The sequence below is a fragment of the Kribbella sp. NPDC051587 genome (genome assembly GCF_044453945.1).
Classification (GTDB): Bacteria; Actinomycetota; Actinomycetes; order Propionibacteriales; family Kribbellaceae; genus Kribbella.
Genome location: NZ_JBITDE010000007.1, coordinates 462870 through 486991 on the forward strand (window position 1 = coordinate 462870; position 24122 = coordinate 486991).

At 67.6% G+C, this 24122-nt stretch carries 22 protein-coding genes; 8 read left to right on the plus strand and 14 right to left on the minus strand.

Translation table 11 applies throughout. The annotated features are described in order from the left end of the window. The first annotated feature begins 3 nt into the window (after window positions 1-3). Complete coding sequence (locus tag ACIA49_RS26260; RefSeq protein ID WP_396379978.1) at window positions 4-495, plus strand: AAA family ATPase; 492 nt, start codon at window positions 4-6, stop codon at window positions 493-495. Here the strand turns inward: ACIA49_RS26260 and ACIA49_RS26265 are convergent. Together ACIA49_RS26265 and ACIA49_RS26270 are read right to left on the minus strand one after the other, a co-directional pair. Next, window positions 458-1726 carry a diguanylate cyclase gene (locus ACIA49_RS26265; protein ID WP_396379979.1) on the minus strand — a complete coding sequence of 423 codons (1269 nt, stop codon included), beginning with the start codon at window positions 1724-1726 and terminating at the stop codon, window positions 458-460. The two genes, ACIA49_RS26260 and ACIA49_RS26265, sit on opposite strands and share 38 nt — an antisense overlap. Window positions 1727-1943: 217 nt before the next feature. Continuing rightward, a complete protein-coding gene (locus ACIA49_RS26270) occupies window positions 1944-3170 on the minus strand; it encodes an MFS transporter (protein ID WP_396379980.1) in 1227 nt (408 codons plus the stop codon). A gap of 98 nt (window positions 3171-3268) precedes the next feature. Between ACIA49_RS26270 and ACIA49_RS26275 the strand changes: the two genes are divergently transcribed. Next, the gene (locus ACIA49_RS26275; RefSeq protein ID WP_396379981.1) at window positions 3269-3940 is read left to right on the plus strand and encodes an alpha/beta fold hydrolase; all 672 of its coding nucleotides are present in this window, start codon (window positions 3269-3271) and stop codon (window positions 3938-3940) included. Window position 3941: 1 nt separating this feature from the next. Here ACIA49_RS26275 and ACIA49_RS26280 read toward each other — a convergent pair whose 3' ends face one another. The 5 genes from ACIA49_RS26280 to ACIA49_RS26300 are packed head-to-tail and all read right to left on the minus strand — an operon-like array spanning window position 3942 to window position 9574. Further along, window positions 3942-5096, minus strand: a complete 1155-nt coding sequence (locus ACIA49_RS26280) for a Gfo/Idh/MocA family protein (RefSeq protein ID WP_396379982.1) — start codon at window positions 5094-5096, stop codon at window positions 3942-3944. Then, entirely contained in the window at window positions 5093-6142 is a 1050-nt protein-coding gene (locus tag ACIA49_RS26285) for a Gfo/Idh/MocA family protein (RefSeq protein WP_396379983.1), read from the minus strand. The genes ACIA49_RS26280 and ACIA49_RS26285 overlap by 4 nt, the downstream gene beginning before the upstream one ends. Window positions 6143-6153: 11 nt before the next feature. After that, window positions 6154-7764 carry an extracellular solute-binding protein gene (locus ACIA49_RS26290; RefSeq protein ID WP_396379984.1) on the minus strand — a complete coding sequence of 537 codons (1611 nt, stop codon included), beginning with the start codon at window positions 7762-7764 and terminating at the stop codon, window positions 6154-6156. Window positions 7765-7766: 2 nt separating this feature from the next. Next, window positions 7767-8669 carry a carbohydrate ABC transporter permease gene (locus ACIA49_RS26295; RefSeq protein WP_396379985.1) on the minus strand — a complete coding sequence of 301 codons (903 nt, stop codon included), beginning with the start codon at window positions 8667-8669 and terminating at the stop codon, window positions 7767-7769. After that, complete coding sequence (locus tag ACIA49_RS26300; protein ID WP_396379986.1) at window positions 8666-9574, minus strand: ABC transporter permease; 909 nt, start codon at window positions 9572-9574, stop codon at window positions 8666-8668. Before ACIA49_RS26300 ends, ACIA49_RS26295 begins: the two co-directional genes overlap by 4 nt. A gap of 130 nt (window positions 9575-9704) precedes the next feature. On the opposite strand from ACIA49_RS26300, the gene ACIA49_RS26305 reads away from it, so the two are divergent. Next, entirely contained in the window at window positions 9705-10748 is a 1044-nt protein-coding gene (locus tag ACIA49_RS26305) for a LacI family DNA-binding transcriptional regulator (protein ID WP_396379987.1), read from the plus strand. After that, a complete protein-coding gene (locus tag ACIA49_RS26310) occupies window positions 10745-11326 on the plus strand; it encodes an HAD family hydrolase (RefSeq protein ID WP_396379988.1) in 582 nt (193 codons plus the stop codon). The genes ACIA49_RS26305 and ACIA49_RS26310 overlap by 4 nt, the downstream gene beginning before the upstream one ends. Here the strand turns inward: ACIA49_RS26310 and ACIA49_RS26315 are convergent. After that, window positions 11323-12588, minus strand: coding sequence for an ABC transporter substrate-binding protein (locus tag ACIA49_RS26315; protein WP_396379989.1), 1266 nt, complete (start codon window positions 12586-12588; stop codon window positions 11323-11325). The two genes, ACIA49_RS26310 and ACIA49_RS26315, sit on opposite strands and share 4 nt — an antisense overlap. A 168-nt stretch (window positions 12589-12756) precedes the next feature. Here ACIA49_RS26315 and ACIA49_RS26320 point away from each other — a divergent pair, with 168 nt between their 5' ends. Both ACIA49_RS26320 and ACIA49_RS26325 read left to right on the plus strand, forming a co-directional pair. Next, the gene (locus tag ACIA49_RS26320; protein ID WP_396379990.1) at window positions 12757-14352 is read left to right on the plus strand and encodes an RICIN domain-containing protein; all 1596 of its coding nucleotides are present in this window, start codon (window positions 12757-12759) and stop codon (window positions 14350-14352) included. 21 nt (window positions 14353-14373) lie between these two features. Next, the gene (locus ACIA49_RS26325) at window positions 14374-15186 is read left to right on the plus strand and encodes an aldo/keto reductase (protein WP_396379991.1); all 813 of its coding nucleotides are present in this window, start codon (window positions 14374-14376) and stop codon (window positions 15184-15186) included. Window positions 15187-15248: 62 nt separating this feature from the next. Here the strand turns inward: ACIA49_RS26325 and ACIA49_RS26330 are convergent, their stop codons facing one another. The 6 genes from ACIA49_RS26330 to ACIA49_RS26355 all read right to left on the minus strand — a co-directional run bounded on the left by ACIA49_RS26330 (window position 15249) and on the right by ACIA49_RS26355 (window position 23170). Beyond that, a complete protein-coding gene (locus ACIA49_RS26330; RefSeq protein WP_396379992.1) occupies window positions 15249-16532 on the minus strand; it encodes an epoxide hydrolase family protein in 1284 nt (427 codons plus the stop codon). Window positions 16533-16637: 105 nt separating this feature from the next. Then, window positions 16638-19289, minus strand: coding sequence for an ATP-binding protein (locus tag ACIA49_RS26335; RefSeq protein ID WP_396379993.1), 2652 nt, complete (start codon window positions 19287-19289; stop codon window positions 16638-16640). Window positions 19290-19326: 37 nt separating this feature from the next. Then, window positions 19327-19974, minus strand: coding sequence for a response regulator (locus tag ACIA49_RS26340; RefSeq protein ID WP_396379994.1), 648 nt, complete (start codon window positions 19972-19974; stop codon window positions 19327-19329). Continuing rightward, window positions 19971-21071: a sensor histidine kinase gene (locus ACIA49_RS26345; RefSeq protein ID WP_396379995.1), complete on the minus strand. Its 1101-nt coding sequence runs from the start codon at window positions 21069-21071 to the stop codon at window positions 19971-19973. The genes ACIA49_RS26340 and ACIA49_RS26345 overlap by 4 nt, the downstream gene beginning before the upstream one ends. A gap of 17 nt (window positions 21072-21088) precedes the next feature. Next, window positions 21089-22570 carry an alpha/beta hydrolase gene (locus ACIA49_RS26350; protein ID WP_396379996.1) on the minus strand — a complete coding sequence of 494 codons (1482 nt, stop codon included), beginning with the start codon at window positions 22568-22570 and terminating at the stop codon, window positions 21089-21091. Window positions 22571-22627: 57 nt separating this feature from the next. Beyond that, the gene (locus tag ACIA49_RS26355; protein ID WP_396379997.1) at window positions 22628-23170 is read right to left on the minus strand and encodes a DUF6790 family protein; all 543 of its coding nucleotides are present in this window, start codon (window positions 23168-23170) and stop codon (window positions 22628-22630) included. Window positions 23171-23227: 57 nt separating this feature from the next. Here ACIA49_RS26355 and ACIA49_RS26360 point away from each other — a divergent pair, with 57 nt between their 5' ends. Beyond that, window positions 23228-23659 (plus strand): MarR family winged helix-turn-helix transcriptional regulator, encoded by a 432-nt coding sequence (locus tag ACIA49_RS26360; RefSeq protein WP_396379998.1) that lies wholly within the window; start codon window positions 23228-23230, stop codon window positions 23657-23659. A 67-nt stretch (window positions 23660-23726) separates the two neighbouring features. After that, window positions 23727-24122, plus strand: a 396-nt coding sequence (locus tag ACIA49_RS26365; RefSeq protein ID WP_396380004.1) for a carbonic anhydrase family protein, incomplete at its 3' end; no start/stop codon positions are given.

Here is a 24122-nt window from a genome sequence, read left to right on the forward strand (position 1 = left end):
CCGGTGCCCAAACTCGTTCTTCTCTGCGGTACGTCGTTCTCCGGCAAGAGCACGGTCGCCCGGACCCTCGCTCCGCGTCTCGGGGCAACCGTCGTCAGCCTGGACGAGATCAACGCGCGGCGCGGTCTTTGGGGTGGTGACGGCATTCCGGTCGAGGAATGGATTCGCACTCATGGCGAAGCCACCGCGGAGACGCGCGAGCTGTTGAGTACCGGTACGTCGGTCATCGTCGACGACACGAGTTCGCCGCGATTCCTCCGCGATGCCTGGCGCTCGCTGGCGACCGAGGTCGAGGCCGAGTTCACCCTGCTGTACGTGGACATCGACCACGCAGTGATCCACGAACGCCGAAAGGCCAACCACGCAACGCGTCAGCGCCAGGACGTGAGCGACGAGGTCCTCGCCCAGCACCTCGCCGACTTCGACCCACCCCACCCGGACGAGAGCGCGGTCTACCTCAGTTCAGTTGACCTGGCGTCCGGCTGGGCGCCGTGACAACGCGGTTGCGACCGGACTCCTTGGCCGCATAGGTGGCGGTGTCAGCGGCCATCAACAGGATGTCGAGACTCTGACCGGAAGCCGGGTACGTCGCCGCGCCGATCGAGCACGTGATCCCCTCCACGATCGCGTCCCCGACCGGGGTCGTCACCGTGATGACGAGTCCGGAGATCCGGTGTCGGATGCGCTCTGCGGTGTGCAGGGTGTCGTCGGCGTTGGTCATCGGCAGCAAGATGGCGAACTCCTCGCCGCCGAGCCGCCCGACCAGGTCCTCGGCGCGGATCTCGCGCTGCAGCTCGGCGGCGATCGCCTTCAGTACCTGGTCTCCGGCCAGATGCCCGTAGGTGTCGTTGACGGACTTGAAATGGTCGAGGTCCAGATAGAGCACGCCGAGTGGGGTCTTGTTGTTCTGCGCACGCTCGAGCTCCTTGGCGGCCAGCTCGTGCCAGAACATGGTGTTCGCCAGGCCAGTGTTGGAGTCCGTCCGCGCTGCGAACTGGAACTGCCCGACGAGGAGTGCCCGATGCAGTCCGAGCACCGTGATCAGCAACGCGACACTCAGCCAGGGTTGGTAGATGAGCAGAGCCGCGGTGCTGACACCGAGGCCCTGAGCACCGGCGACGATGAGCTGATCCGACAGTTGCCCCAGCGCCTTGCGTGCGTTGGCCTCCGGATTGGACAGCAGGACCGCGCCGACGACGAGGGCGAAGTTGATCAGCCAATAGGCCAGTGCCGCGGCGGTCACGGCCACCAGGCCGATGAGACCGCCGGTGAAGCCGGGTTGATGATCGGGATTGATCGTCCGCAGGCACGTCACGGCGAGCGCCGACCCAAGAATGACGGTGGAGGCGGAGAAGAAGCCGCGGTACGGCGGGTTGCGCCGCATCCGGGCCCAGGAGTGCACGTAGCTGATGGCGATCACGGCGATGGCCAGCGGCAACGGAAGGAGCAGGACCGCCGCGAAGATCCACATCGACTTCAGGTTCACGTAGGTCGTGCCCTCGGAGACGACCGCACGCAGCCGCTCGATCTCCCGGCCGGCCTCGACGTGCAGCGCCGAACCGATCACCAGCGCGCCGAACCGGATCCAGTCGTCGGAACCGACGTCGAGCCCGATGAACGAGGCGCCGATCACCGCGAGCGCCAAGGCGTCGACGATCAGCACGTAGGTCAGCACGACCGATGGCGCGGACCACAGCGCCCAATGGCGAGGTAACCACTTGGACACGGGCACGTCAGTGTCACGACGGTGCCTGCGCGTCAGCCTCCAATGGCGGATACTCAGCATTAACGTTTCCCCCAGCCCCACTCGTCCTCATTGTCAGAGTAAACGCGGTATCACCGAAAGTCACTGCGTTGTCAGGTAGTGATGGCGCTCCGGTTCCGGGAGGAGGTGCGTCGCGATGCGGACCAACGACTGGCAGTAATCTGCTTCAGCGTCGCTTTCATGCGTCGGCCCTGACGGCACGCCGGTACCCCCGGGCGGCACCGGCTGCGTAGACGACGCCTAGTACGCCTGCACCGGTTACGACCAAAGCCGGTTTCCAATGATCCGCCGCCGCCCCGGCGACCAGGATCCCCATCCCCTGAGCGACTACCAGCGCAGTGCGGGCCAGGCCGATCACCTGACCGCGCTGCGCATCAGGAATCTCTTGTACGAACGTCGCCTGCGCCAGCGGCATGAACGACGCGCACATCCCCGACAAACACCACAGCATCACGGTCACCACCAACCCCGGCTGGAACACACAACCGATCAGGACGGCGCAGGTCCCGATCGCCAGTGGTCCCATCATGGACATGCGTCTGGCCGGGGCGATTCGTGATGTCAGCAAGATGCCGACGACCTGGCCGGCGGGGTTGGCCGCGAACAGGATTCCGGCGGCGATCGCGCCGCCACCGATGGAACCGGCGTACGGCGTGGCGAGCCCTTCCACGGTGATGTAGAAACCCGGCACGCAGCACAGGGCCAGCAGGTAGCGCAGTCTGCGGTTACGCCAGACCAGGCGTGCACCTGCGACCAGTGAGCCCCACCAGCTTGGCCGGGCAGCCGGGTCGTCGCCCAAGGAAACCGGCCGCTCCCGCAGGCCGAGCCTCAGCAATACGGCCGAGACCGCAAAAGACAGCGCGTTGAGCGCCAGCGCCTGGCTCGGGCCGAGCACCGCCACGATGGTGCCACCGAGCACGAAGCCCGCCAACTGGGCGGCTTGAGCGGTGACTGACGAGAGGCCGACGGCGGCGCGGTAGGTGTCGCCGGTGAGCATTGTTGCGAGGAAGGCGGACCGCGCCGACTGGAAGGGCCCGGCGAACATCTGCACGGCGACGAGCAGGACACACAGGATCCACAACGGTATGCCCGGGATCGCCATCAAGGCGACCAGCACGGCGCGAGCGGCGTCGCAGGTGACCATGAGCTGACGGCGGGGGAGGCGGTCGGCCAGTCCGCCGAGGAGCGGCCCGCTGATGACGTCCGGCAACAATGTCAGTGCATAGGTCAACGCGGACAGGCCCGCTGAGCCGGTGCGGTCGAACACCAGGATGGACAGCGCGACCCGGGCGAGTTGGTCGCCGATCACGGAGCCGACCAGGGCGACCCACGACCACCGGAATTCGGCAACCGCGAAAACCTCTGCGTACGTCGCAGAGCGTTCGGGCTGACCGGGGCGGGACATGACTCACAACGTACTGACTGCGGGTACCCGGCGGCTCGTCGTACCGGTGAGCCGTTATCGGTTCGAAGCCGGGCTCACAGGTAGATAGCGTCAAACGTATGACTGACGTGATCCTTCTGCATGGTTCCTGGCACCAGCCTGCGCATTTCGACCAACTGGCGGGTTTGCTGCGCTCACGCGCGCTCAGCGTGGAGGTTCCAGACCTCTACGAGCAGACTTTGGACGAGAGCACCGCACTGGTCGAGAAGATCATTACCGCCTCGGCGCGGCCGCCGTTGGTTGTCGGTCACTCGTTCGGCGGGGTAGTCGCGGGCACCGTCCGGGGTGCGCGCGGGCAGATTCTGCTCGCAGGTTGGTTGCTCGATGTGGGCGAGACACCGGCTCAACTGCTGGCGGCTCTCGCCGAGGAAACCGGCACTCCACCCGCGGGCCTCGCGATGGCTCCTGACGCCAATGGCTACCTGGCCCTGGATCCGACCGACGCCCGCCGCAACCTGTACGGCGACGTCGACGACGCCAAGGCCACCGAGGCCATCGCCCTGCTGCGCCCCGAATCGCCATCGATCTTCGGGACCACCCCGACCCGGGTCACCTGGCACACCACTCCCACGACCTATGTCGTCGGCAGCGAAGACCTGGCCACGCCCGCCCAGCTGATCCAGCGCTTCGCCGCACGCTGCACCACCGTCGAAACCTGGCCCACCAGTCACTCGCCCTATCTGAGCCAACCCGCCAGAGTCGCTGAGCTGATCTATCAACAGTTGGCTTAGGTCACAGGGTGAAAGTTTGGTCGATGACTGCTTGCGGTACGTCGCCGTGCAGCGCCCGGTAGAACGGATGCCCGGGTGTCAGCGCGGCGCGGTCAACCGCCGTACCGGTCAGGGCTGAGGCGTAGAGCGCGGTCACGAACTCCATCGTCGGTCGTGTGCTCGCCAACGTGGTGTCGTGCGAACGCCCGGCCAACAGGTCGTCGACGAGCCGCCCGAGCTGAGCCTCGTGATTACTCGGTACGTCGTCGCCCGCCGACCCGGCCCACGGGTCGGTGCCCTCGGCAACAACCTCCGAGCCAGTACGGCGGACGCCGGGGTCGAGGCCGTTGGCCGCGGCCCGGGCCGCATCGGGTGCCGGCGTGAACGTCCAATCCGAGTCCGAGTAGCCGTAGAGGTGATTGACCTCGAGCGAGCCGCCGGTCGTGTCGATGCGGATCCGGCTCAACTCCCGCGGCGACAACAGACTGTTGATCACCGTCGCCACCGCGCCGCTCTCGAAGATCACCGAGGCCATCGACACGTCCTCGAACTCGACCGGCCGATCGAGCCGCACAGCCGTTGCCTGCAACGTCCGCCACGGTCCGAGCAGATGCAGGAGCAGATCGATCTGATGGATCCCATGCCCGAGCGTCGGCCCGCCACCTTCACCGACCCACGTCCCACGCCACTCCGGATCGAAGTAGCTGACCGGCCGGAACCACAGCGTCTCGCACACGGCGACCTGTGGCTTGCCGAGAGCGCCGTCGGCGAGGAGCGACGCGGCCCGCAAGCCACCCGACCCGTGCCGATGCTGGAAGACGACGTACACGGAGCCGGCGCTCGCACGCTCGGCCTCGGCCACGGCGTCCATCTCGGCCAGGCTCAGGACCGGCGGCTTCTCGAGCAGCACAGACTTGCCGGCGGCAAGGATCTCGATGGCGAGCGCGGCATGGCTGCCCGGTGGCGTCGTCACCGACACGAGGTCGGGCGAAGTTGCCGCGAGCAACTCGGTGGCACTGTTGTACGGCGTCGAGCCGTACTTGTCGGCGAGCTCAACCGCCTTGTCAGGAACGATGTCCGCGACACCCACGAGCTCCGTGGGTGCGGCGGCGTACGACTCGGCATGACGACGACTGATGTTGCCGCAGCCAACGATCGCGACCTTGAGGACCGTCACTGCGCGGCCCCACGGAGGACAGCCTGCTGCTGTGCGGTCAACGCCAGCCGCATCGTCTCGAACGTGTGCTCCTGTGGCGCCGCCGTGGTCGTCCGATCCCGTACGTCGTTCACCAGGTCGGCGTAGTACGTCAGCTGCACGTCCGAGCAGTCGACGTACTGCATGCCCTCGTGGTTGACCAGGAAGACGTGATCACCGCCCGGTCGCCCGGCGATGTCGACGTACTTGCGGAGCTCGATGTAGCCCTCGGTGCCGAGGATCATCAGTCGCCCGTCGCCCCACGTCGGAAGCCCGTCCGGTGTGTACCAGTCAACCCGGATGTAGCCCTGCGCGTTGTCACTGCGGATCAGCAGATCGCCGAAGTCCTGCAGGCCTGGCTTGTCCGGGTTGGCGAAGTTGCCGACCGAACTGGCCACGACCTCCGCGGTCCGGGACCCCGTGTAGTAGAGGAACTGGTCGATCTGGTGCGACGCGATGTCGACGAGGATGCCGCCGTACCGGTTCTTGTCGTAGAACCAGTCCGGCCGCCCGGCGCCACCACCGAGGTGACCGCGGTCGCCGATCCGGTGCGGCCCGAGCCCGATCGTCTGTACGACCGTCCCGATCAGGCCCGCGCGGACCAGCTCGCCGGCCTTGACCGCCGAGCGCACCTCGAACCGTTCCGAGAACGTCACCGACCAGAACCGCCCACTCTCGGCGACGGCCTTCTCGATCTCGTCGAGCTGACTGAAGCTGACGCAGCCGGGCTTGTCGGTGACCACGTCCTTGCCTGCTCGCAGCGCCGCGACCGCGATTGGCCCCCGCCGGTCCGGTACGGCGGCCGTCACGATCAGGTCGATGCCGTCCCGCTCGATCAGCTCGGCCGGGTCGTCGGCAACCGGTACGTCGGGATACCGCTCCCGCACCTGGACGGCGATCGCGGCGGCGGGATCGTCGGTCGCCATCGCCACGAACTCGGCGCCGGCGGCGATCAGACCGGCGATCTGACCGTGAATATGGGCGTGATCAAGACCGACGGCCGCGAACCTGACGGTGGTGGTAGTCAAGGAGATTCCTTTCAGCGTGAGGACTCGAGTGCTTGGGCGAACTCTTCGGCGATCTTGTCACCGCCGCCGCTCTTCCACTTCTTGACCGCACCGGCCCAGGCGGAGACCGGCTTACGGCCCTGGATGATGTCGTTGGTGATCTGGGTGATGTCGGCGGTCAGCTGGGGGCCCTTGCGGACGTTCGTCTCGGAGTACATCCCCGCGACCGGATCGGCGAAGGCCGGCGGGCAGGTCTGCTTCATCGCGGTGAACTCGGCCTCGGCGTTGCCCGCCTTCTCCGGCAGGAAGATCGTCCACGGTCCGTCCGCGGTGTACATCAGCCCGAGCTGGACCTCGCTGAAGCCCTTCTCGGTGAGCACCGGGTTGCCGTCGACAACCTTGTGGTGCAGCCCCGGCAGTCCGTACTTGCGGAACAGGTACTCCTGGGTGCCGAACGGCGCCGCGAGGAAGTTGAGGTAGGCAAGCATCGTCTCGACCCGGCCGGCCGCCTTCTTGCTGATCGCGGCGAAGCCGATCGCGGGCGCACCCAGCCAGAGCCGGCCCGGCCCGGAGCCGTCGTGCTTCGGCGGCGGGATGATCGCGATCCGGGCGTTCGGATCCACCGCGGTCTGCAGATAGCTCGGCCAGGCGCTGTAGGTGTCCTGGACCAGCGGACTCGATCCGTTGCCGAACCGCACCTTCATGTCCTGGTTCTGCCCCGAGAACGCATCCGGATGGATGTACCCCGAGCTCCACAACTTCCGCAGTACCTCGAAGACTTCCTCCTGCGCGGGGTGCTCGAGGTTGCTGACCAGAGCCTTGCCGCTCTCGCTCCAGTTGTTCGGTACGTCGTACATGTTCCGGATCCACTGGGTGGGAGCTGCCGCCAGTGCGAACCGGTTCTGCCGCTTGTCGGTGACCGCCTTGCACAGCTCGACGAACTCGTCGACGCTCTTGACGTTGCCGTCGACACCTTGTTTCTCGAGGATGTCCGCCCGGCTGTACATGGTCTGCGAGCTGATCGCGCCGCGCGGGATGGGTACGCCGAAGATCCGGCCGCCGAAGATGCACGGGTTCCACGCGGTCTCGGGCAGATTGGCCAGGTACGGGTACTTCTTCACGTTGTCGCCGGACAGATGCGGCGTCAGGTCGACGGCCTTTGCCTCCAGCAACTGTGGCACCTGGGGAACGACGCCGACCAGGAAGATGTCGCTCAGCCGGTCGCCCGCCACCACAGTGGCGAACTTCTGGTTGTAGTCCACCGACGGTGTCAGGTTCACCGTGACCGGCGACCCGACCCGCTTGTTGAACTCCTGCCAGAAGCTGTTCTGCTCGACCTTCGGCGGGATCGGCGTGTTCGTATAGGTGAGGACGTCGATCGGCTGGCCGTCACCCGGCGGCTTCCGGATCGCCTGCGCCGGGTTGGCCGGGTAGCGAACGAAGGCATCCGGGATCTTGTACTCCGCGCCCGGCAGGTCCGGCTTCACTCCGGTGTAGCGCATGTACGCCGGCCGGACACCGGCCGCGTTGCCGCCACCGCCGGGCAGTCCACCGCGGCCCTCGTTGGAGCACGCGACGAGTCCGAGTGCTGCGGCGCCACCGAGCAGGGTGCGGCGGGTCAGTCGTGCATCGTCAAGACTCATCGTCAGCCCTTCACCGCTCCGGTCAGCACACCCTTGGCGAAGTGCCGCTGGATGAACGGATACACACACAGGATCGGGACGATCGAGATCATCAGGATCGCCATCTGGATGGACGTCTGCGGCGGCAGCGCCTCACCGGCCGCGCCCAGGTCCTGGGCACCGATCTCGACGCCGTTGACCACGTAGGTTCGCAGTACCAGCTGCAGCGGCCATTTGCTGCTGTCGTTCAGATAGAGCAGCGCGCCGAAGAAGCTGTTCCAGTAGCCGACGCCGTAGAAGAGGCCGACCACCGCGACGACCGCCTTGGACAGCGGCAGGCCGATGTGCCAGAAGAGCTTCCACTCCGAAGCACCGTCGATCCGGGCCGAGTCGAGGACCTCGGCCGGCAGGCCGACGAAGTACGCGCGGACGACGATCACGTTGAACGCGCTCACCGAGACCGGCAGGATCACCGCCCAGAGGCTGTCGAGCAACCCGAACTGCTGGACCACGAGGTAGCTCGGGATCAGTCCGGGGTTGAACAGCAGACTGATCAGGATGAGCAGGAGCAGCGGCTTGTTGCCGACACTGCCGCGGCGGCTCAGCGCCCAGCCGAGAGTGCAGGTCAGGAACAGAGCGATCGCCGTACCGACAGCAGTGATGAAGCCGCTCACCAGCAGGGCCTGCGTCACCGTCCCGCCGGACAGGATCGATCGGTACGCCGACCAGTCGATCCCGTGGGTCGGCAGCAGCACGAAGCCGCCGGCTTTGATCACCTGCTCAGGGGAGGCCAGGCTGGTGGAGACGACCCCGATGAACGGCACGACCACCACCAGGCAGATCGCGGTCAGGAAGATCGCCTTGACGATGCTCTCGAGCCGGCTCGGCGGTGGCATCCCGCCGACCAGGGCTTGGTGTCGGCTCATCCGCGGTACACCCCTTCCTCGCCGAGACGGTGGGCCAGCTTGTTGGCGCCGAGCACCAGGACCAGCGCGACCACGCTCTTCACCAGACCGACCGCGGCCGACGTTCCCCAGTCACCGCCGAGGATGCCGTTGTTGTACACGTAGGTGTCGAGCACTTCGCTCGCATCAGCTCCGACCGCGGGCTGCTGCAGGATGATCTGCTCGAAGCCGACCGTCAGCGAGTCGCCGAGCTTGAGGATCAGCAGCAGGATGATGATCGGTTTCAGCCCGGGCAGCGTGACGTGCCAGGTCTGCTTCCAGCGCCCGGCGCCGTCGACGGCGGACGCCTCGTAGAGAGCGCGGTCGATCTGCGAGAGCACGGCCAGGAACAGGATCGTCGCCCAGCCGGTGTCCTTCCACATCACCTGCGAGGTGAGCAGCCCCCGGAACGCGTCGGCGTTCCCGATCACGTGGATCGGGTCGTACCCGTGCGAGCGCAGCCAGTTGTTGATCATCCCGGTGCCGCCGAGCATCTGCTGGAAGACCGCGACCACGATCACCCAGGACATGAAGTGCGGCAGGTAGATGACGGTCTGCACGAACTGGCGGATCCGGTTCGACAACAGGCTGTGCAGGACCAGCGCCACCACGATCGGCGCCGGGAACACGATGACGGTCTGGATCGCGGTCAGCACGAGCGTGTTCTTGACCGCGTTCAGGAACTGCGGATCGCCGTCGACGATGATGCGGAAATTGTCCAGGTAGGACCACAGACTCTTTCCCACGCCCAGATAGGGCTGGTAATCCTGGAAGGCAATGACATTGCCCCAGAGCGGGAAGTAATGGAAGGCGAGGATGATCAGAAGGCCGGGAATCGCCAGCAGCAGGATCGGATAGTCGCGGCGTAATCGCGTGAGGAGAGACACTTTCCTCCTTTACAGGGGAGGAGTTCACCAGGGGGGCATTAAAAAGTGATCGATCCACTTCCTGATGCGGTAGCTAACCGCAGCCCGCAGAGGGTGTCAAGAGTTCACCGGATGGGCTAGCCTGCTGACCGTGAGTGAACCGGGGGAGAAGCGGCCGTCGACGATCCACGAGGTGGCCCGGCTGGCCGGCGTCTCGCATACGACCGTGTCCCGCTACCTGCAGGACAAGAACAGCCTGAAACCGCAGACCAGGATCAAGGTCGAATATGCGGTGAAGGCGCTCGACTATCGCCCGAACCTGGTCGCGCGTTCGATGCGGACGCGCCGGTCGAACCGGCTCGCGATCGTGCTGGCGACCGGTCCGCATTTCCCCGGCCGGCAACTCACCGCCGCTTCCGAGACCGCCCATCAGGCCGGTTATCAGCTGGAGATCGTCAGCGTCGAAGGTGGCCCCAAAGCACGTGCGGCACGTATTGAAGATCTGGCCCGATCGGGTCAGGTGGACGGAATTCTTGCCATGTCTTCCATCGATCTCAGGACGAAATCCCTCGGGATACCGATCGTCCAGAGCGAGAGCCACGACGAGAAACTGCACGTGCTCGGCCGGCTGGCCGGCGCCGCCGAGATCGCGGAGATCATCGAGTCCCTGAGTTCACTGGGCCATCGCCGGTTCCTGCATGTGGCGGGCGACCAGAGCTTCGCCTCGGGACGCAACCGTAAACGCGTCTACCTGGAGACCATCGAGCGGCTCGGCCTGGAGTCGGTCGGCGTGTACGACGGGGACTGGTCCGGCCAGTCCGGTGTGGACGCGATCGCCGCGCTCCCGGACGACTGTGGCGTCACGGCAGTGGTCGCCGCCTGTGATCTGGCCGCGCTCGGAGTGATCCGCGGCGCGCGGGCGCGCGGCTGGAGCGTGCCCCGCGACCTTAGTGTGTTCGGATGGGACGACGACGAGTACGGCAGATTCGCGACCCCGTCGCTGTCGACGGTGGCCGTCGATCGCGAGTCCCAGGGCCGCGATGCGATCCATCGTCTGCTCGCCGAGATCCACGGCAAACCCGCCCCGGAGCCGTCCACCCGGACAGTCAACCGGCTCATCCACCGAGAATCGACCGCGCCACCGCCCCCTGCAACGGATTCCAGGAGGGCGGACGGGCGCTCGGAGGCCCAGTGAAGGACATCGCCAAACTGGTCGTGGCAGCCGCCGCGACCAGTCTTCTGTTCGCCCTGCCCACCACGGCAACGGCGGCACCCGCCCCAGAACAGCACCACACCGTACGGTGCTCGGTTGTCTGGTTCGACCTCGGCAACACCCTGGTCGACACCACGGTCGCCGGCAAGATGACCTGGATGCCCGGCGCGCTGCGGCATCTGCGCCAGCTCCGGAGCATCGGCGTACCGATCGGGCTGATCACGAACGTCCCGCCGGAGTGGGGCGCCACCGACGCCGAACGTGCGGTGGCGACCAAGGCGTATGTCGACGGCCAGTGGGCCGAGGCGGACCCGTTTCCGTGGGCCCTGTTCGGCGACCGCATCCTGACCCCACGCACGAAGGCCGAGTCCAAGCCCGCACTGGCCCTGTTCGAGCGCGGCAAGGAGAACGCGGCGCCCTGCCGCTCCTTCTACGAGGGCGAGACCCCGGCTGAGATCACCGCGGCCGAGCAGGCGGGCGTCATCGGCTACCTCACCGGGCAGCCGGACCGGCCCGCCTACCTGCCGTTGTGGCGCGTGCTGTTCCCCGTGAAGGCCTAGCCGAACAGCCGCGACAGCTCGGTGGTCACCGTCTTCTCGGCCTTGGTGATCTCGGCCGCCGGATCCGCGCCCTTGCGGATCACGTTGGTGGTGAGGTCGTTGAAGGCGGTGATCATCTTCGGTGTCCAGGCCGGCAGGTCGACGATGCCGTGGTCCTGGTTGAGCTTGACCACCTCGGCGGCCGCGCCCTGCTGCAGCTTGGTCGCCTTCGCGGCCAGCGACTTGCGCGGCGGGATGTGGAAGCCGTAGTTGAGGTTCCAGTCCTCCTGGAACTCCAGGTTGTCGACCCACAGCCACTTCACGAACGCCTTGGCGGCCTCGACGTTGGCGCTCTTCGCGGACACGAACTGCGTCCAGCCCCCTGACGGCAACGAGGGCCGGCCTTGTGCGTCGAGCTTCGGATAGGCGAAGACGCCGAAATCGTCGCCGAGTGCCTTCTGGATCGTCGGCATCGCCCACAAGCCACACCACTGAATCGCGGTCAGGCCTTGGATGAAGGCGCTCGGGTCGGCCCAATCTGCCGGTGCACCCAGCAGCAAGGACTTGCTGTCGTAAAGCTCGTGCAGCTTGGCGAACGCCTGCGCTGCGCGGTCGCCGGTGAACCCGGGCTTGTTGTCCGCGGTCAGGTACGCGCCACCGGAGGACCACAGTGCCGGGCCGCCGATGATGATGCCGCCGTCGTTGCCGACGAAGATGCCCTTCACCGTGTCGGTGGTGAGCGCCTTCGCTGCCGCGATCAGGTCGTCGACGGTCTCCGGCGGCTTGATCCCGGCCTTGTCGAACAGGCTCTTGCGGTAGTAGAAGACCTGCGGGTCGTCGATCATCTTGATCCCGTAGACCTTGCCGTCGACCGAGTTGGTCTGCAGGTCGTTCGGATTGAAGTCGGCCTTGGCGTCGCCGAGGATGTCGTCCAGGGCCACCACCTGGTTGCTCTTCACCATGCCGATGTTCAGCTGGCTCTCGAAGATGTCCGGCCCGTTGCTCGACAGCAGCCCGGACGCGAGCTTGCTGGCGTAGTCACCAGGGGTCCATTCCACGGCGACGTTCGCATCGGTGTACGCCTTCGCGTACTTGAGCGCCGCCTCCTTCGTACCGTTCTCGCCGTACTGGTGGTACCACTGCGCCAGGTTGACCTTCGACCCGCCGCTGCCACCGCCGCCCGACGGTCGGCCGGTGTTTCCGCCGCAGGCCGCGGTCAGGGCCGCGAGGGCGGCCAGGCCGCCGGTTCGTCTGAGTAGATCCCGCCGGGACAGGCCAGCCATCCAGCACCTCCGAGAGTCGCGCCAGTTAATTAACGCAGTTAAGCATGTCTGCGGACCGTCGTCAGGATTGTGTGCGTGACGGATCGGTGACAGAGTGCCCAATACATCGTTGTAACCAGTTTCTGGATCGCGCTGCGTCTCCGCCCCGGCGTATTGGAAGAGGTCCCGATGAAACGCTTCGTGATGGTGCTGCTCGCCGGCTTGTTGCTGGTGACCGGCCAGGTCTCCGCCTCCGCCCAGACCGCGGCTCCGGCCGCGACCGGCACGTTGTTGCAGCCGGCTGGCGCGAGTCTCTATCCGAGAGCCGTTCGTCTCCAGAACAGTGGTTCGGCCAATGGCCGGATTCTCGCCAGTGTGGTCTCGTTCCGTGGGTCGGCGAACGGCGTCGGAGTGATCCACGAGAGCACGAACGGCGGCGCTAGCTTCGCGGAGGTCGGCGCTGTCGCCGATCCCGAGGCCGCCAACAATCAGGGGTTGTGCTGCGCGACCCTGTTCGAGCTGCCGCGACAGATCGGTTCGATGCCGGCCGGGACCTTGTTGTGGGCGGCGTCGGTCGGTTCCAACGACCGCCCGATGGCGATCCGGATCTGGCGAAGCAACGACATCGGCCGGACCTGGAGCTACCTGTCGAACTGCGCGACCGCGCCGAACGACAAGGGTCTGTGGGAGCCCGAGTTCTCGGTCGCGGCGGACGGCCGGCTGGTCTGTCACTACGCCGACGAGACCGACGGCGTACACAGTCAGAAACTGATGGAGGTCCGCAGCAGCGACGGGGTGAACTGGACCGACCGCGGGCCGACCGTGCAGAGCACGACCGGCGGTCACCGCCCGGGCATGCCGGTGGTGCGTCAGCTGAACCCCAGCTTCTACATCATGGTTTACGAGATCTGCGGACTCGGCGGACAGTACGACTGCGTGGTCCACAAGCGCACGTCGAGCGACGGCTGGAACTGGGGATCGCCGAGCGATCTCGGTACCAGGCCGCAGACTGTCGACGGCAAGTACTTCGCGCACGCGCCGACGGTCGCGGTCGTCGGCGGCAAGCTGCTGCTGATCGGTCAGATGCTGCTCAACAGCAACGGTTCGGTTGCCGCGGACAACGGCCGGACGATCTTCGCCAACACCGAGAGCTCGAACGGGTTCTGGTACGAGCTCGAGGCGCCGGTGCAGGTCCCGAACCCGTACAACCACTACTGCCCGAACTACAGCTCACCGCTGGTCGGATCCGCCGACGGCACCCGCGTGCTGGAGCTCGCGAGTGACCTCAGTAACGGCGACTGCCAGACGTCCTTCGCCACCGGCTCCGCCACCGGGACCGGTACGGACGCCGGGGTGGCGGGAGGAACGACGTACCGGCTGATCAGTGCGCAGAGCAGCCACTGTATGGATGTCGCCGGCGATTCCCGCGAGTACGGCGGGCGGATCGAGCAGTGGTACTGCAACGGTCTCGGCCCGCAGAACTTCCAGTTCACCGCGGAGGGAAACGGGTACTACCGGCTGAAGGGCCAGAACAGTCAGCTCTGCGTCGAGGTCACCAAGAACTCGTTCGAACCCGGCGCGAAGATCCAGCAGTTCGCCTGTCAGGACGGCGGCTGGCAGCGCTGGAAGTTCGTGAACGTCGGCCGCAACGCCTACCAGGTGATCGGCCAGAACTCCGGTCTGTGCCTCGACGTAGCCGGCGGCTCGACCACCGCGGGCGCCGACCTGCAGACCTGGAACTGCAACAACCTCCAGCCCCAGATCTGGAAGATCGAGCCCCGCTGACGGGTTGCGTAGGGTGTGAACATGAACCCGAGTACACAGCTGAAGCTTTTGAACGGTACTGAGATCCCCGCGGTGGGTCTGGGTGTGTGGCAGGTCGAGGACGGCGCTCAGACCGAGGGCGCGGTCGCCGCGGCGCTCGAGGCCGGGTACCGGCTGATCGACACCGCGCAGGGGTACGGGAACGAGGCGAGTGTCGGGAAGGCGATCCGGGAGAGCGGGATTCCGCGCGAGGAGATCTTCCTGACGACGAAGTTCCTGCCGGCCAAGGACGACCCGTTCGTCGAGGCCGAGAAGAGCCTCGAGCGGCTCGGCACCGACTACCTGGACCTGTACCTGATCCACTGGCCGCAGGGCGGGCCGACCTGGGCGTGGCCCGGGATGGAGAAGGTCAGTACGGCGGGCCTGTCGAAGGGCATCGGCGTCTCGAACTTCAGCGCCGCCGAGCTGGCCGAGCTGGCGAAGGTGAGCCAGATCCCGGCTGCCGTGAACCAGGTGTACTTCAGCCCGTTCGCCTACCGTCGCGGCCTGCTCGACGCGAGCAACGAGGTCGGCTTGGTGACCCAGGCCTACAGCCCGCTCGGCACCGGTGAGCACCTGACCGACCCGGTCGTCGGCCGGATCGCCGAGGAGCTCGGCCGCACCCCGGCCCAGGTCCTGATCCGCTGGGGCGTCCAGAAGGGGCTGTCGGTGATTCCGAAGTCGACCCACCGCGAGCGCATCGTGCAGAACTTCGCGGTCTTCGACTTCGAGCTCGACGAGGCGGCCGTTGCCGCCCTCGACGCGCTCGACACCACCAACGGCTCCGCCGAGGCTCGCGAAGACAAGTGGTGGTGAAGCACTGACCAGCAGCCGGTGGGCGTCGGGTCCGCCCCGACCTCAACGCCCACCGGCTGGCACTACCGCAACTGCCGGAAGGCTGTGCGGAGCTCTTGGGCGAGGAGTGTGGGCTGTTCCCAGGCGGCGAAGTGGCCGCCGCGGTCGACCTCGTTCCAGTGGATGAGGTTGCCGAAGGTCTTCTCGCCCCAGCTGCGCGGCGCGCGGTAGATCTCGGCGGGGAAGACGGTGACGGCGACCGGCACCCGCGGGATCGGTACGGCGTTGAACGGGCCGCCGCCGGCTTGTGCGCCTTCCCAGTACGAGCGCGAGGACGACGTACCGGTGTTGGTCAGCCAGTAGAGCGAGATCGCGTCCAGGATCTCGTCGTAGGTGAGAGCCTTCTCCGGGACGCCGCCGCTGTCGGTCCACTCGGCGATCTTGTCGTAGTAGTACGCCGCCATCGCGACCGGTGAGTCGGCCAGCGCGTACCCGATCGTCTGCGGGCTCTGGTTCATCATCGCGGCGTAGCCGAAGCCGTCGCGGTAGAAGTGCAGCAGCCGGTCATAGGCGACCTTCTCGCGTGGCGAGAGCGTCGCCGGGGCCGCGTCGAAGTTGCGCAGGTGCCGCAGTACGTCGTCCGGCACCGTCCCGGGCATGTTGATGTGGATCCCGAGCAGTCCCTTGGGCTCCTGCGTCGCGAGGACCTCGGAGATGATCGCGCCCCAGTCGCCACCCTGCGAAACGTATTCCGCATAGCCGAGCCGTTTCATCAGCGTGTCGAACGCCGCCGCCATCCGGCCCGGGTTCCAGCCGACCTTCGTGGGCTTCCCGGAGAACCCGTACCCGGGCAGGGTCGGCAGCACCAGGTGGAACGCGTCCTCGGCCTTACCGCCGTGCGCGGTCGGGTTCGTCAGCGGGTCGATGATCTTCAGCAGCTCGATGATCGAGCCGGGCCAGCCGTGCGTCATCAGCATCGGCAACGCATTGGCATGCTTGGACCGGATCTGCGCGAACTGGATGTCCAGGCCGTCGATCGAGGTGATGAACTGCGGCAGCGCGTTGAGCTTCGCCTCGACCTTGCGCCAGTCGTAGTGCGAACCCCAGTACTCGACGAGTGGCTTGATCTTGGCCAGCTGGGCGCCCTGCGTGCGGTCGGCGACGGTCTCCTGGTCGGGCCACCGGGTGCTCTTGATCCGGCGCCGCAGATCGGTGATCGCGGTCTGCGGCACCTTGATCTTGTACGGACGGATGCGGGCATCTCCGGTTCGGCTTGCACCCGCGGCCTGCGCCAGGTTCGGTACGCCGAGTTGGACGGCGGCGGCACCTGCGGCGGCGAGGCCGAGGAACTGGCGACGGTCTGTCATGAGGAGGGCTCCTTCTGCGGTGCGGACTGGCACTTGCACTTGCCTGTCCACCATCGCCAGACCGGGCGTGGGTCGCCCCAGTGTGCCTACTGGCACAGTCCCTAGTCAGCGGGGGAGCGTGTCCCGCAGCTGCCGCCGAGACGTGATCCCGAGCTTCGCAAAGGTCTTCCGCAGGTGCCACTCCACCGTCCGCGGGCTGAGGAACAGCTGCGCGGCGATCTCCGGGTTGGTCAGCCCGTCCCGCGCCAGTCCAGCGATCTGCGCCTCCTGCGTGGTGAGCTCGTTCGCCGTCTCGACCGACCGCTTCCGGACGGTCTCCCCAGTCGCCAGCAACTCATGCCGCGCCCGCTCCGCGAACGCCCCAAGACCGAGAGCCGACAAGGCGTCGTACGCCGTCCGCAGCTCGCCCCGCGCGTCCGCACGACGACCCTCGCGGCGCAACCACTCGCCGTACAGGAGTCGGCTGCGCGCAGCCTCGCCCTGCAGGATCGTGCCGTCCAGGCACGCGATCGACTGCCGGTAAGCCCCCTCATCGCCCTTGAGCAGGCCGTGGACCCGCGCCTCGATGCCACGACTCCAGTTCGTCGGTACGGCGTTCGCCCGCTCGCTCACCCAGGTGAGCGTGGACTCGACCAGCTTGCCGTCGCCCGTCCGGGACGCGGCCTCGGCGAGCTCACCCGCGACCAGAGCGCCGTACCCGATCACGTCTTGTCCGAAGAGCTCCTGCGCTGCGTCGCGAGCAGCCTCGTACCGTCCGAGTCCGTTGTTGCGCACGGCCTCGGCGTACAGCGTCAGCACCCCGGTCCTGGCGCGATCCGGGCAGACCGGGCCGGTCGGCGTTTCGGTGCCGGCGAAGGCGGTGACCAGGAGCGCGCCGTACTCGATCGACGGCCTGCCGGTCGCGGTGGCGATCCGGCGCTGCTCGTCGACCATCCGGCCGGCCGCCGTGAGGTCGCCGCCGACGCACTGCAGTGCCGCGCCGAAGTCGAGCGCGAACTGCAGCCGCAGCAGTGCGCCCGTCTGCCGGGCGATCCGCTCCTGCCGAGCGACGACCCGGCGTGCGCCCTCCAGGTCCCACAGATCGACCGCGACGATTCCGGCCACCGTGTGACTGGTCGCCTGATCGGAGTGGTCCCGCAGCTCAGCCGCGACCGCCTTGATGAGAGCGGGCGCCGCCGCCACATAGCCCTGCGTGAAACGCGCCGCGAGTGCATGCAGCAACGATTCCTCCGGGCCCGCTCCTGGTTCGGGCGGCTGCGGGATGGCCGCCGCTACCTCTCCGAGGATCCCGGTGGTGTCCGGGACGGCAGCCCAGATGGCCGCTGCCAGCGCCGCGAGATGGGTGCTCTGGGCAAGATCAGGTTTCAGGGATTCCAGCTGGCGGGCGGCGTCGAGCAGGGTGGCGGCCGCGATCTGGTTGTCGCCCTGGTCGAACTGGATCTGGCCGCGTAGGCGTTGCGCCAGCGCCGATCGCAGCTCGTCCGGCGGGCTGCTCTGCAGGCTGTCGAGCAGCTCGAGCGCTGTGTCGAGGGCGCCGCCCGCACACCGTGCGGTCGCCGCGGCCAGGATCCGCTCCGCCCGGAGTTCGGGATCGAGGGTCAGCTCGACGGCCCGCTCGAGGAAGGCTCCGGCCGCGAAATGCCCACCGCGCTCCCGGACGCCGGCCGCGGAACGTTCGAGATCGGCGGCCACGTCCTCGTCGGGCAACGGTGCCGCCTGCGCGCGGTGCCAGGCGCGGCGGTCCGGGTCGCGGTCCGGGTCGGTCACCTCGGCCAGTGCCTGATGGGCAGCCTGCTGGTCCGACGCGGCCGCGGTCCGGTACGCCGTCGACCGGACCAGCGGATGCCGAAAGCGAATGTGCGTCCCGAAGGTGATCAGCCCGGATTCGAGCGCGGTCGTGGCGGCCTCCGCCCCAAGCTCCAGCCGCTCGGCGGCTCGCCAGAGCAGGGTCGGATCGCCGAGCGGTTCGGCGGCGGCCAGAGTCAGCAGCTGTCGGGCCTCGGCAGGCAGGGCATCAAGCCGCTGTTCGAAGCTCTCCTCGATCAGCGCGGTCCGGCCGGACGCACGTCCGGCTCCGGTGTGGGGGAGTTCGAGCAGCGCCAGCGGGTTGCCCTGGGCCTCGGCGACGATCCGGTCCTTGACCCGCGGATCGATCAGGCCGGGGAGGGAATTCTCCAGCAGGGTCTGGGCATCGGCGCGATCCAGCCCGGCGATCTCCAGCTCAGGCAGCCCGGTGAATCGGTGCTCAACACCGTTGCGGATGGCAATGATCATCACGACCGACTCGGCGTTCAGCCGGCGGGCCACGAACGCGAGGATGACTTCGGACATCTTGTCGAGCCACTGCGCGTCATCGACGATACAGACCAGGGGCTTGTCGGCGGCCGCGGTGGCGAACAGGTTCAGAACCGCGAGACCGACCAGAAACGCGTCCGGCGTCGGCCCGCTGACCAGGCCGAACGCCGTACCGAGAGCCTCGGCCAGCGGAGCCGGCAACCGATCGATGTCGTCCAGGAACGGCTGGCAGAGCGGATACAGCCCGGCGTACGCGAGCTCCATCTCGGCCTCGACACCGGCCGTCCGGGTGAACAGGCACCCGGTGGTCCGGGCTTCCATTGCCTCGAGCAACGCCGACTTCCCGACGCCCGGCTCGCCGTACAGAACGAGAACGCCGCTACGGCCACCACGAGCGGTCTCGATCAGGCGATCGAGTTCGGTGCTCTCCGTCCGGCGCCCCACGAGCTCAGCTCTGCCCACCTGGGCATAGTACTGACCGATTGTGAAGAACTCATGCTCATCGCACCAGACCCGATTCCCAGGCCCAGACAGCGATCTCGGTCCGGTTGCGCGCGGTGATCTTGCGCTGGATCGAGGTCAGATGCGACTTCACGGTCGACAGCGAGATCAGCAGCTCCTTCGAGATCTCCGCATTGGTCTTCCCCCGGGCGACCGCCAGCGTGACGTCGTGCTCGCGCTGCGTGAGAGCCGGTACGGCGCGCCGAGCCTTCCCGCTCGGGGTGGCGAACTGGGCCAGCAGCCGGGTGGTGATCGACGGCGAGACCAGCGACTCGCCGTTCGCCGCCGCGTGCACGGCCTCGACCAGCAGGCGTGGACCGGCGTCCTTGAGCAGGAATCCGCACGCGCCGGAGCGCAGGGCCTCGTGCACGAGCTCGTCCAGATCGAACGTGGTCACGACAAGGACCCGGAGTGGATCGCGGACGTCAGGACCGGCCAGGATCCGGGTCGCCTCCAAACCATCGAGCAGCGGCATCCGGATGTCCATCAACGTGACGTCCGGCCGGAGTTCCTTGGCGAGGGCAACGGCTTGCTTGCCGTCGGCAGCTTCACCGACGACCTCGATGCCGGGCTCGCGTTCGAGGATGAGCTGGAACCCGGTGCGGACCAGAGCCTGGTCATCGGCCAGGAGTACGCGCAACGTCACGAGCCCTCCTTCGGCACGGGCAGCTGAGCGAGAACCCGCCAGCCGCGATCACCATGCGGCCCGGCCGTCAGCGTGCCGCCCAGCGCCTCGATCCTTTCACCCATCCCGAGCAGCCCGTAACCCTCCGCCGTACGGCGGTTGCGGGCCAACCCGTCGTTGCAGATCTCGACCCGCAATTGGTTGCCCTCGACATCGATGGTGACCGACACCTGCCGTGCCTCGGACGCGTGCTTGCGAACGTTGGTCAACGACTCGAGTACGACGCGATGCACGGTCGACACGGTCTCCGGGGCGAGGGGCCGCTCGGCCAGTCCGGGGGCCAACCGCAGAGTGACGTTGCCATCGACAACCGATTGCACGGCCTCGACCAGACCGCCGGTGGTGACGGGCGGCGCGTCTTCCGGACTCCGCAGTACGCCGACCATCCGTCGTACCGCGGCTAGTGCTTCGGCGCCGGCCTGCTCGATCTCGCCGAGCATCTGTTGTTCGGTGCCGTCGGCAAGGATCACTTGAGCCGCCTGCGCGCGGACCACGACGCCGGTGATGTGATGCGCGACCAGGTCGTGCAGCTCACGGGCCAGGGCTAGCCGCTCGCGAGCTCGGGCTGCGGCGAGCGCGGCCTCGCGACGCGCGGCGGCGTCGCGCAGGATCAGCCCGACGGCAACGCCGATACCCCACAGGATAGCCCAGAAGATCGCCAGGACGAGTGTCGATTGCTGTCCGGCGTACCGGAGTTGTGGGGCGAGCACCATCGCGCCGCCTCCGATCACCGCGAGGACGCCCGCCTGGATGGCGGGCAGACGGTGGCAGCAGGCGCCGATCAGGAGTACCAGCGCCAAGGTCTCGCAGTCACCGGCGAGCGATGCGGCGGGCTTGGCGATCAGACCGACGCCGCTGCACAGTAGCGAGATGGCGATCGCGACGGCCGCGAGCTGCCCGGTCCGCGCTGGGTAGCGGCGGCGCAGCAGCGCGAGCCCGCCGATGACCACGCCCGACGAGAAGTAGAACACCTCGCCGGGCTGCGGTCCGTGCCCGACGAACCGCCGGATCGCTTCCTGGACGTTCAGGCCGAGCAGGAGGGCGATCTCGGCGATCATCAGCGCACGGGAGCGAGTCACCGGGGCGCCGCCGCGGCCGAGCAGGCGTAGTCGTGCGCCGGGCGGATGCCGGTGGTCAGGAACGTGGTGACCGGGTAGTTCGCGCACTGGTTCTTGCCGAACAGGTAGACACCGTGACCGCCTTCGTCGGCGGTGACCATGACCGCCCGATCGCCCAGGGCGCGCCGCAGCTGCCGGGCGCCGGCCAGAGGAGTGGCTGGGTCGCGGAGGTTCTGCACCATCAACACGTTAGCGGGACCGTTGTCGGTGATGCGGACCGGCGGCTCGGTCGGATTCGGCCAGTAGGCGCACGGCTGGATGTTGGCTCCGGCCGCCCCGAACAACGGGAAGCGGATCCGGTCGATGGCGACAGCGGTCTGATAGGTCTTGACCGACGTCGGCCAGCGACTGCTGTTGCAGATAATGGCGTAGCGGCCCGAGATGACCTGGTCGGCGCCGACAGCAGCCTTGACGGCCGCGGCCTCGGGCGGCGCAGGAGGTTGACCCGCGTCGAGTGACTTCCACAGCCCGGCAAGCACCGGCAGCTGGGTGGCGCCGTACGAGTAGGCGAACGTCAACAGCCGGAACAGCCGCCCGTCGAACTCGGCGACCGGCTTCTTGTCCAGCCGCGCTGCCAGTTCGTGGAACTTCGCGGTGACCTGCGCCGGCGTCCGGCCCAGGCCGTACTCGCGGAAGTTGGCCGCGATGTAGGCCGCGACGTCCGGGAACCGATCCTCGACGCCCTGCGAGAACAGCCGGTCGCTGGGGTAGTCCCAGCCGCCCGGCCCGAGGTTGCTGTCGAGCACGATCCGGTCGCTGCGAGCCGGGAACAGCGTTGTGTAGACCGCGCCGAGGTGCGTGCCCCAGGAGGCGCCGAGGTAGGAGATCTTGGCCTCGCCCAGAGCGCTGCGGATCTGATCCATGTCGCGCGCGGTGTTGGCGACCGACATGTGGGGGAGCAGCGGGCCGGTCTTCGAGGCCGCGCACTGCTTGGCGATCTGCTGGACCTCAGCGGCTCGCTTCGCCACGTCGGCCGCGTTGTTCGCGTACGGCGGGATGTTGCCGTACAGCTGCTGTTCCGGCGTGAGGTCGCAGGTCATCGGCGTACTGTGCCCGATCCCGCGCGGGTCGAATCCGATCACGTCGTACTGGTCGAGGACGCTCTGCGGCAGCTTGGCCGCGACTAGGGTGGCCGGGTAGCCGAGTCCGGCTGCGGGGCCGCCGGGGTTGGTGATCAGGATTCCGCGGCGCTGGGCCGGCTTCTTGCTGGCCAGGCGGGAGACGGCGACGTCGATCTTCGCGCCGTTCGGGTCGCGGTAGTCGAGCGGGACCTTCAGGGTCGTGCACTGCATTCCGGCCGGCAGGGGAATGCCCGGCGAGGCATCCGCCGGGCACGCTTCCCAGGTCAGGTCGTTGCTGGTTTCTGCTTGTGAAGCACTGGGGATCAGGGCTGTCGCCATGGTGGCGGCGGCGACAGCCAAGGACAGGGTCTTCCGCATCTCGTATTCCTCCCGAGCTTTGTGGACGACCCCAACCCTTCCGGCTGGCGTGCCGTCCTACATCGCACGCGCGGCTACTTCGGACCCGGCCAAAAGTACGACGCGCTCAGCGCGCTGGGCGCGGATCGCGAGGGCGATCATCACGGCCGGGATCAGCAGGTCGTAGAGCAGGACGCCGCCGGTGTTGCCCGGTGCGTGGTCGCCCTTGAAGAAGAACTGGTACAGGTGACCGAGGTCGGCGCCCCAGAGGAACATGCCGGCGCCGAGGCCGACGGTGAGGCGCTCACGGGCCGAGGCCTTCGACGACGCGGCCCGGAAGGCGAGGACTGTCAGGCAGAGGTTGGCGCAGCCGATCTCGAACTCGAACGGTGTCTGCGCGAAGCCGATCGCCTCCGACATGACGCCGGGGATCGTGAAGAACGAGAGGACCATCCAGGCGCTGCCGCCGCCGAGGGCGGCGCCGGCCCACCAGCGTTGCCAGGTCTCGAGCCTGGCCTCGGGGGAGGTGGTGTTGCGGGTCTTGATGAGGGCTCCGACGACCGCCAGCAGCAGCCAGATCATCGGAACGGAGGTCTGCAGGATGTAGCTCGATGTGCTCATGGCAGCAATCTTGCATGGTTAATATTAACAAGTCAAGACTCGTGTATGCTCGGCTCCATGGATGACGGACTGGGTGACCTGTTGCACCGTGTCGTGCTGATGATCGGGGAGGCGGCACGCCGGAACGCCGAAGACGCCGACGGCCTCACTTACAGCCAATTGCGGCTGCTGGGCACGCTGGAGGACATCGAGCCGGCCACTCAGCACCAGCTAGCGCAGGCGATGGCAGTCTCCGATCCAGCGATCAGCCGCGCCCTCAAGCCACTGGAGGCCGCCGGCTACGTCCAGGTCGTCACCGACCCGGACCACGGACGGCGCCGGCTGGTGACGATCACGGAGACGGGCCGCAAGGCTTTCCACGACAGCGGCAAGCCGCTCATCGAGGAACTGCGCGTCTATCTCGTCAAGGCCGGCTTCCCCTACGAGCGCTACCTGCAAGACACCATGCAGCTGGCCGAGTTGCTCAGGCCGAGGCCCGCCGGATCATGAACGGCGGCGCGTCGACGAGCTCTGTCGGCGAGTCCCCGCCGGGCACAACTCGCCGTACAGCCAGGCCCTGGCCACCGTCCCCGCCGAGTGCTCCGAGAACGTCCAGCTCCGCGGCGCCAACCTGGCCGCCGCCCTCCCCACCGACCTCTCGACCTTCCGGTACGACGGTTCGCTGACGACCGTCCCCTACACCGAGCCGGTCTCCTGGCTGGTGCTCAACCACATCCGCGAGATCAAGTCGACCTCGCTCGCCCACTTCCAGTCCCGCTTCCCCGACGGTGACAGCCGCCCTCTCCAACCGCTCAACGGCCGCACCGTCACCTACCGCCCCCAGCACTCCTTCACGACCGAAGCGGGGGCCCCCCCGCGGGGGGGGGGGGGGGGGGGGCGCCCGCGTGAGGACACACGCACGCAGCGGCTGGGGGCGGCGGGGTGGCGAGCGACGGCGGCTGAGAGTCGAGGA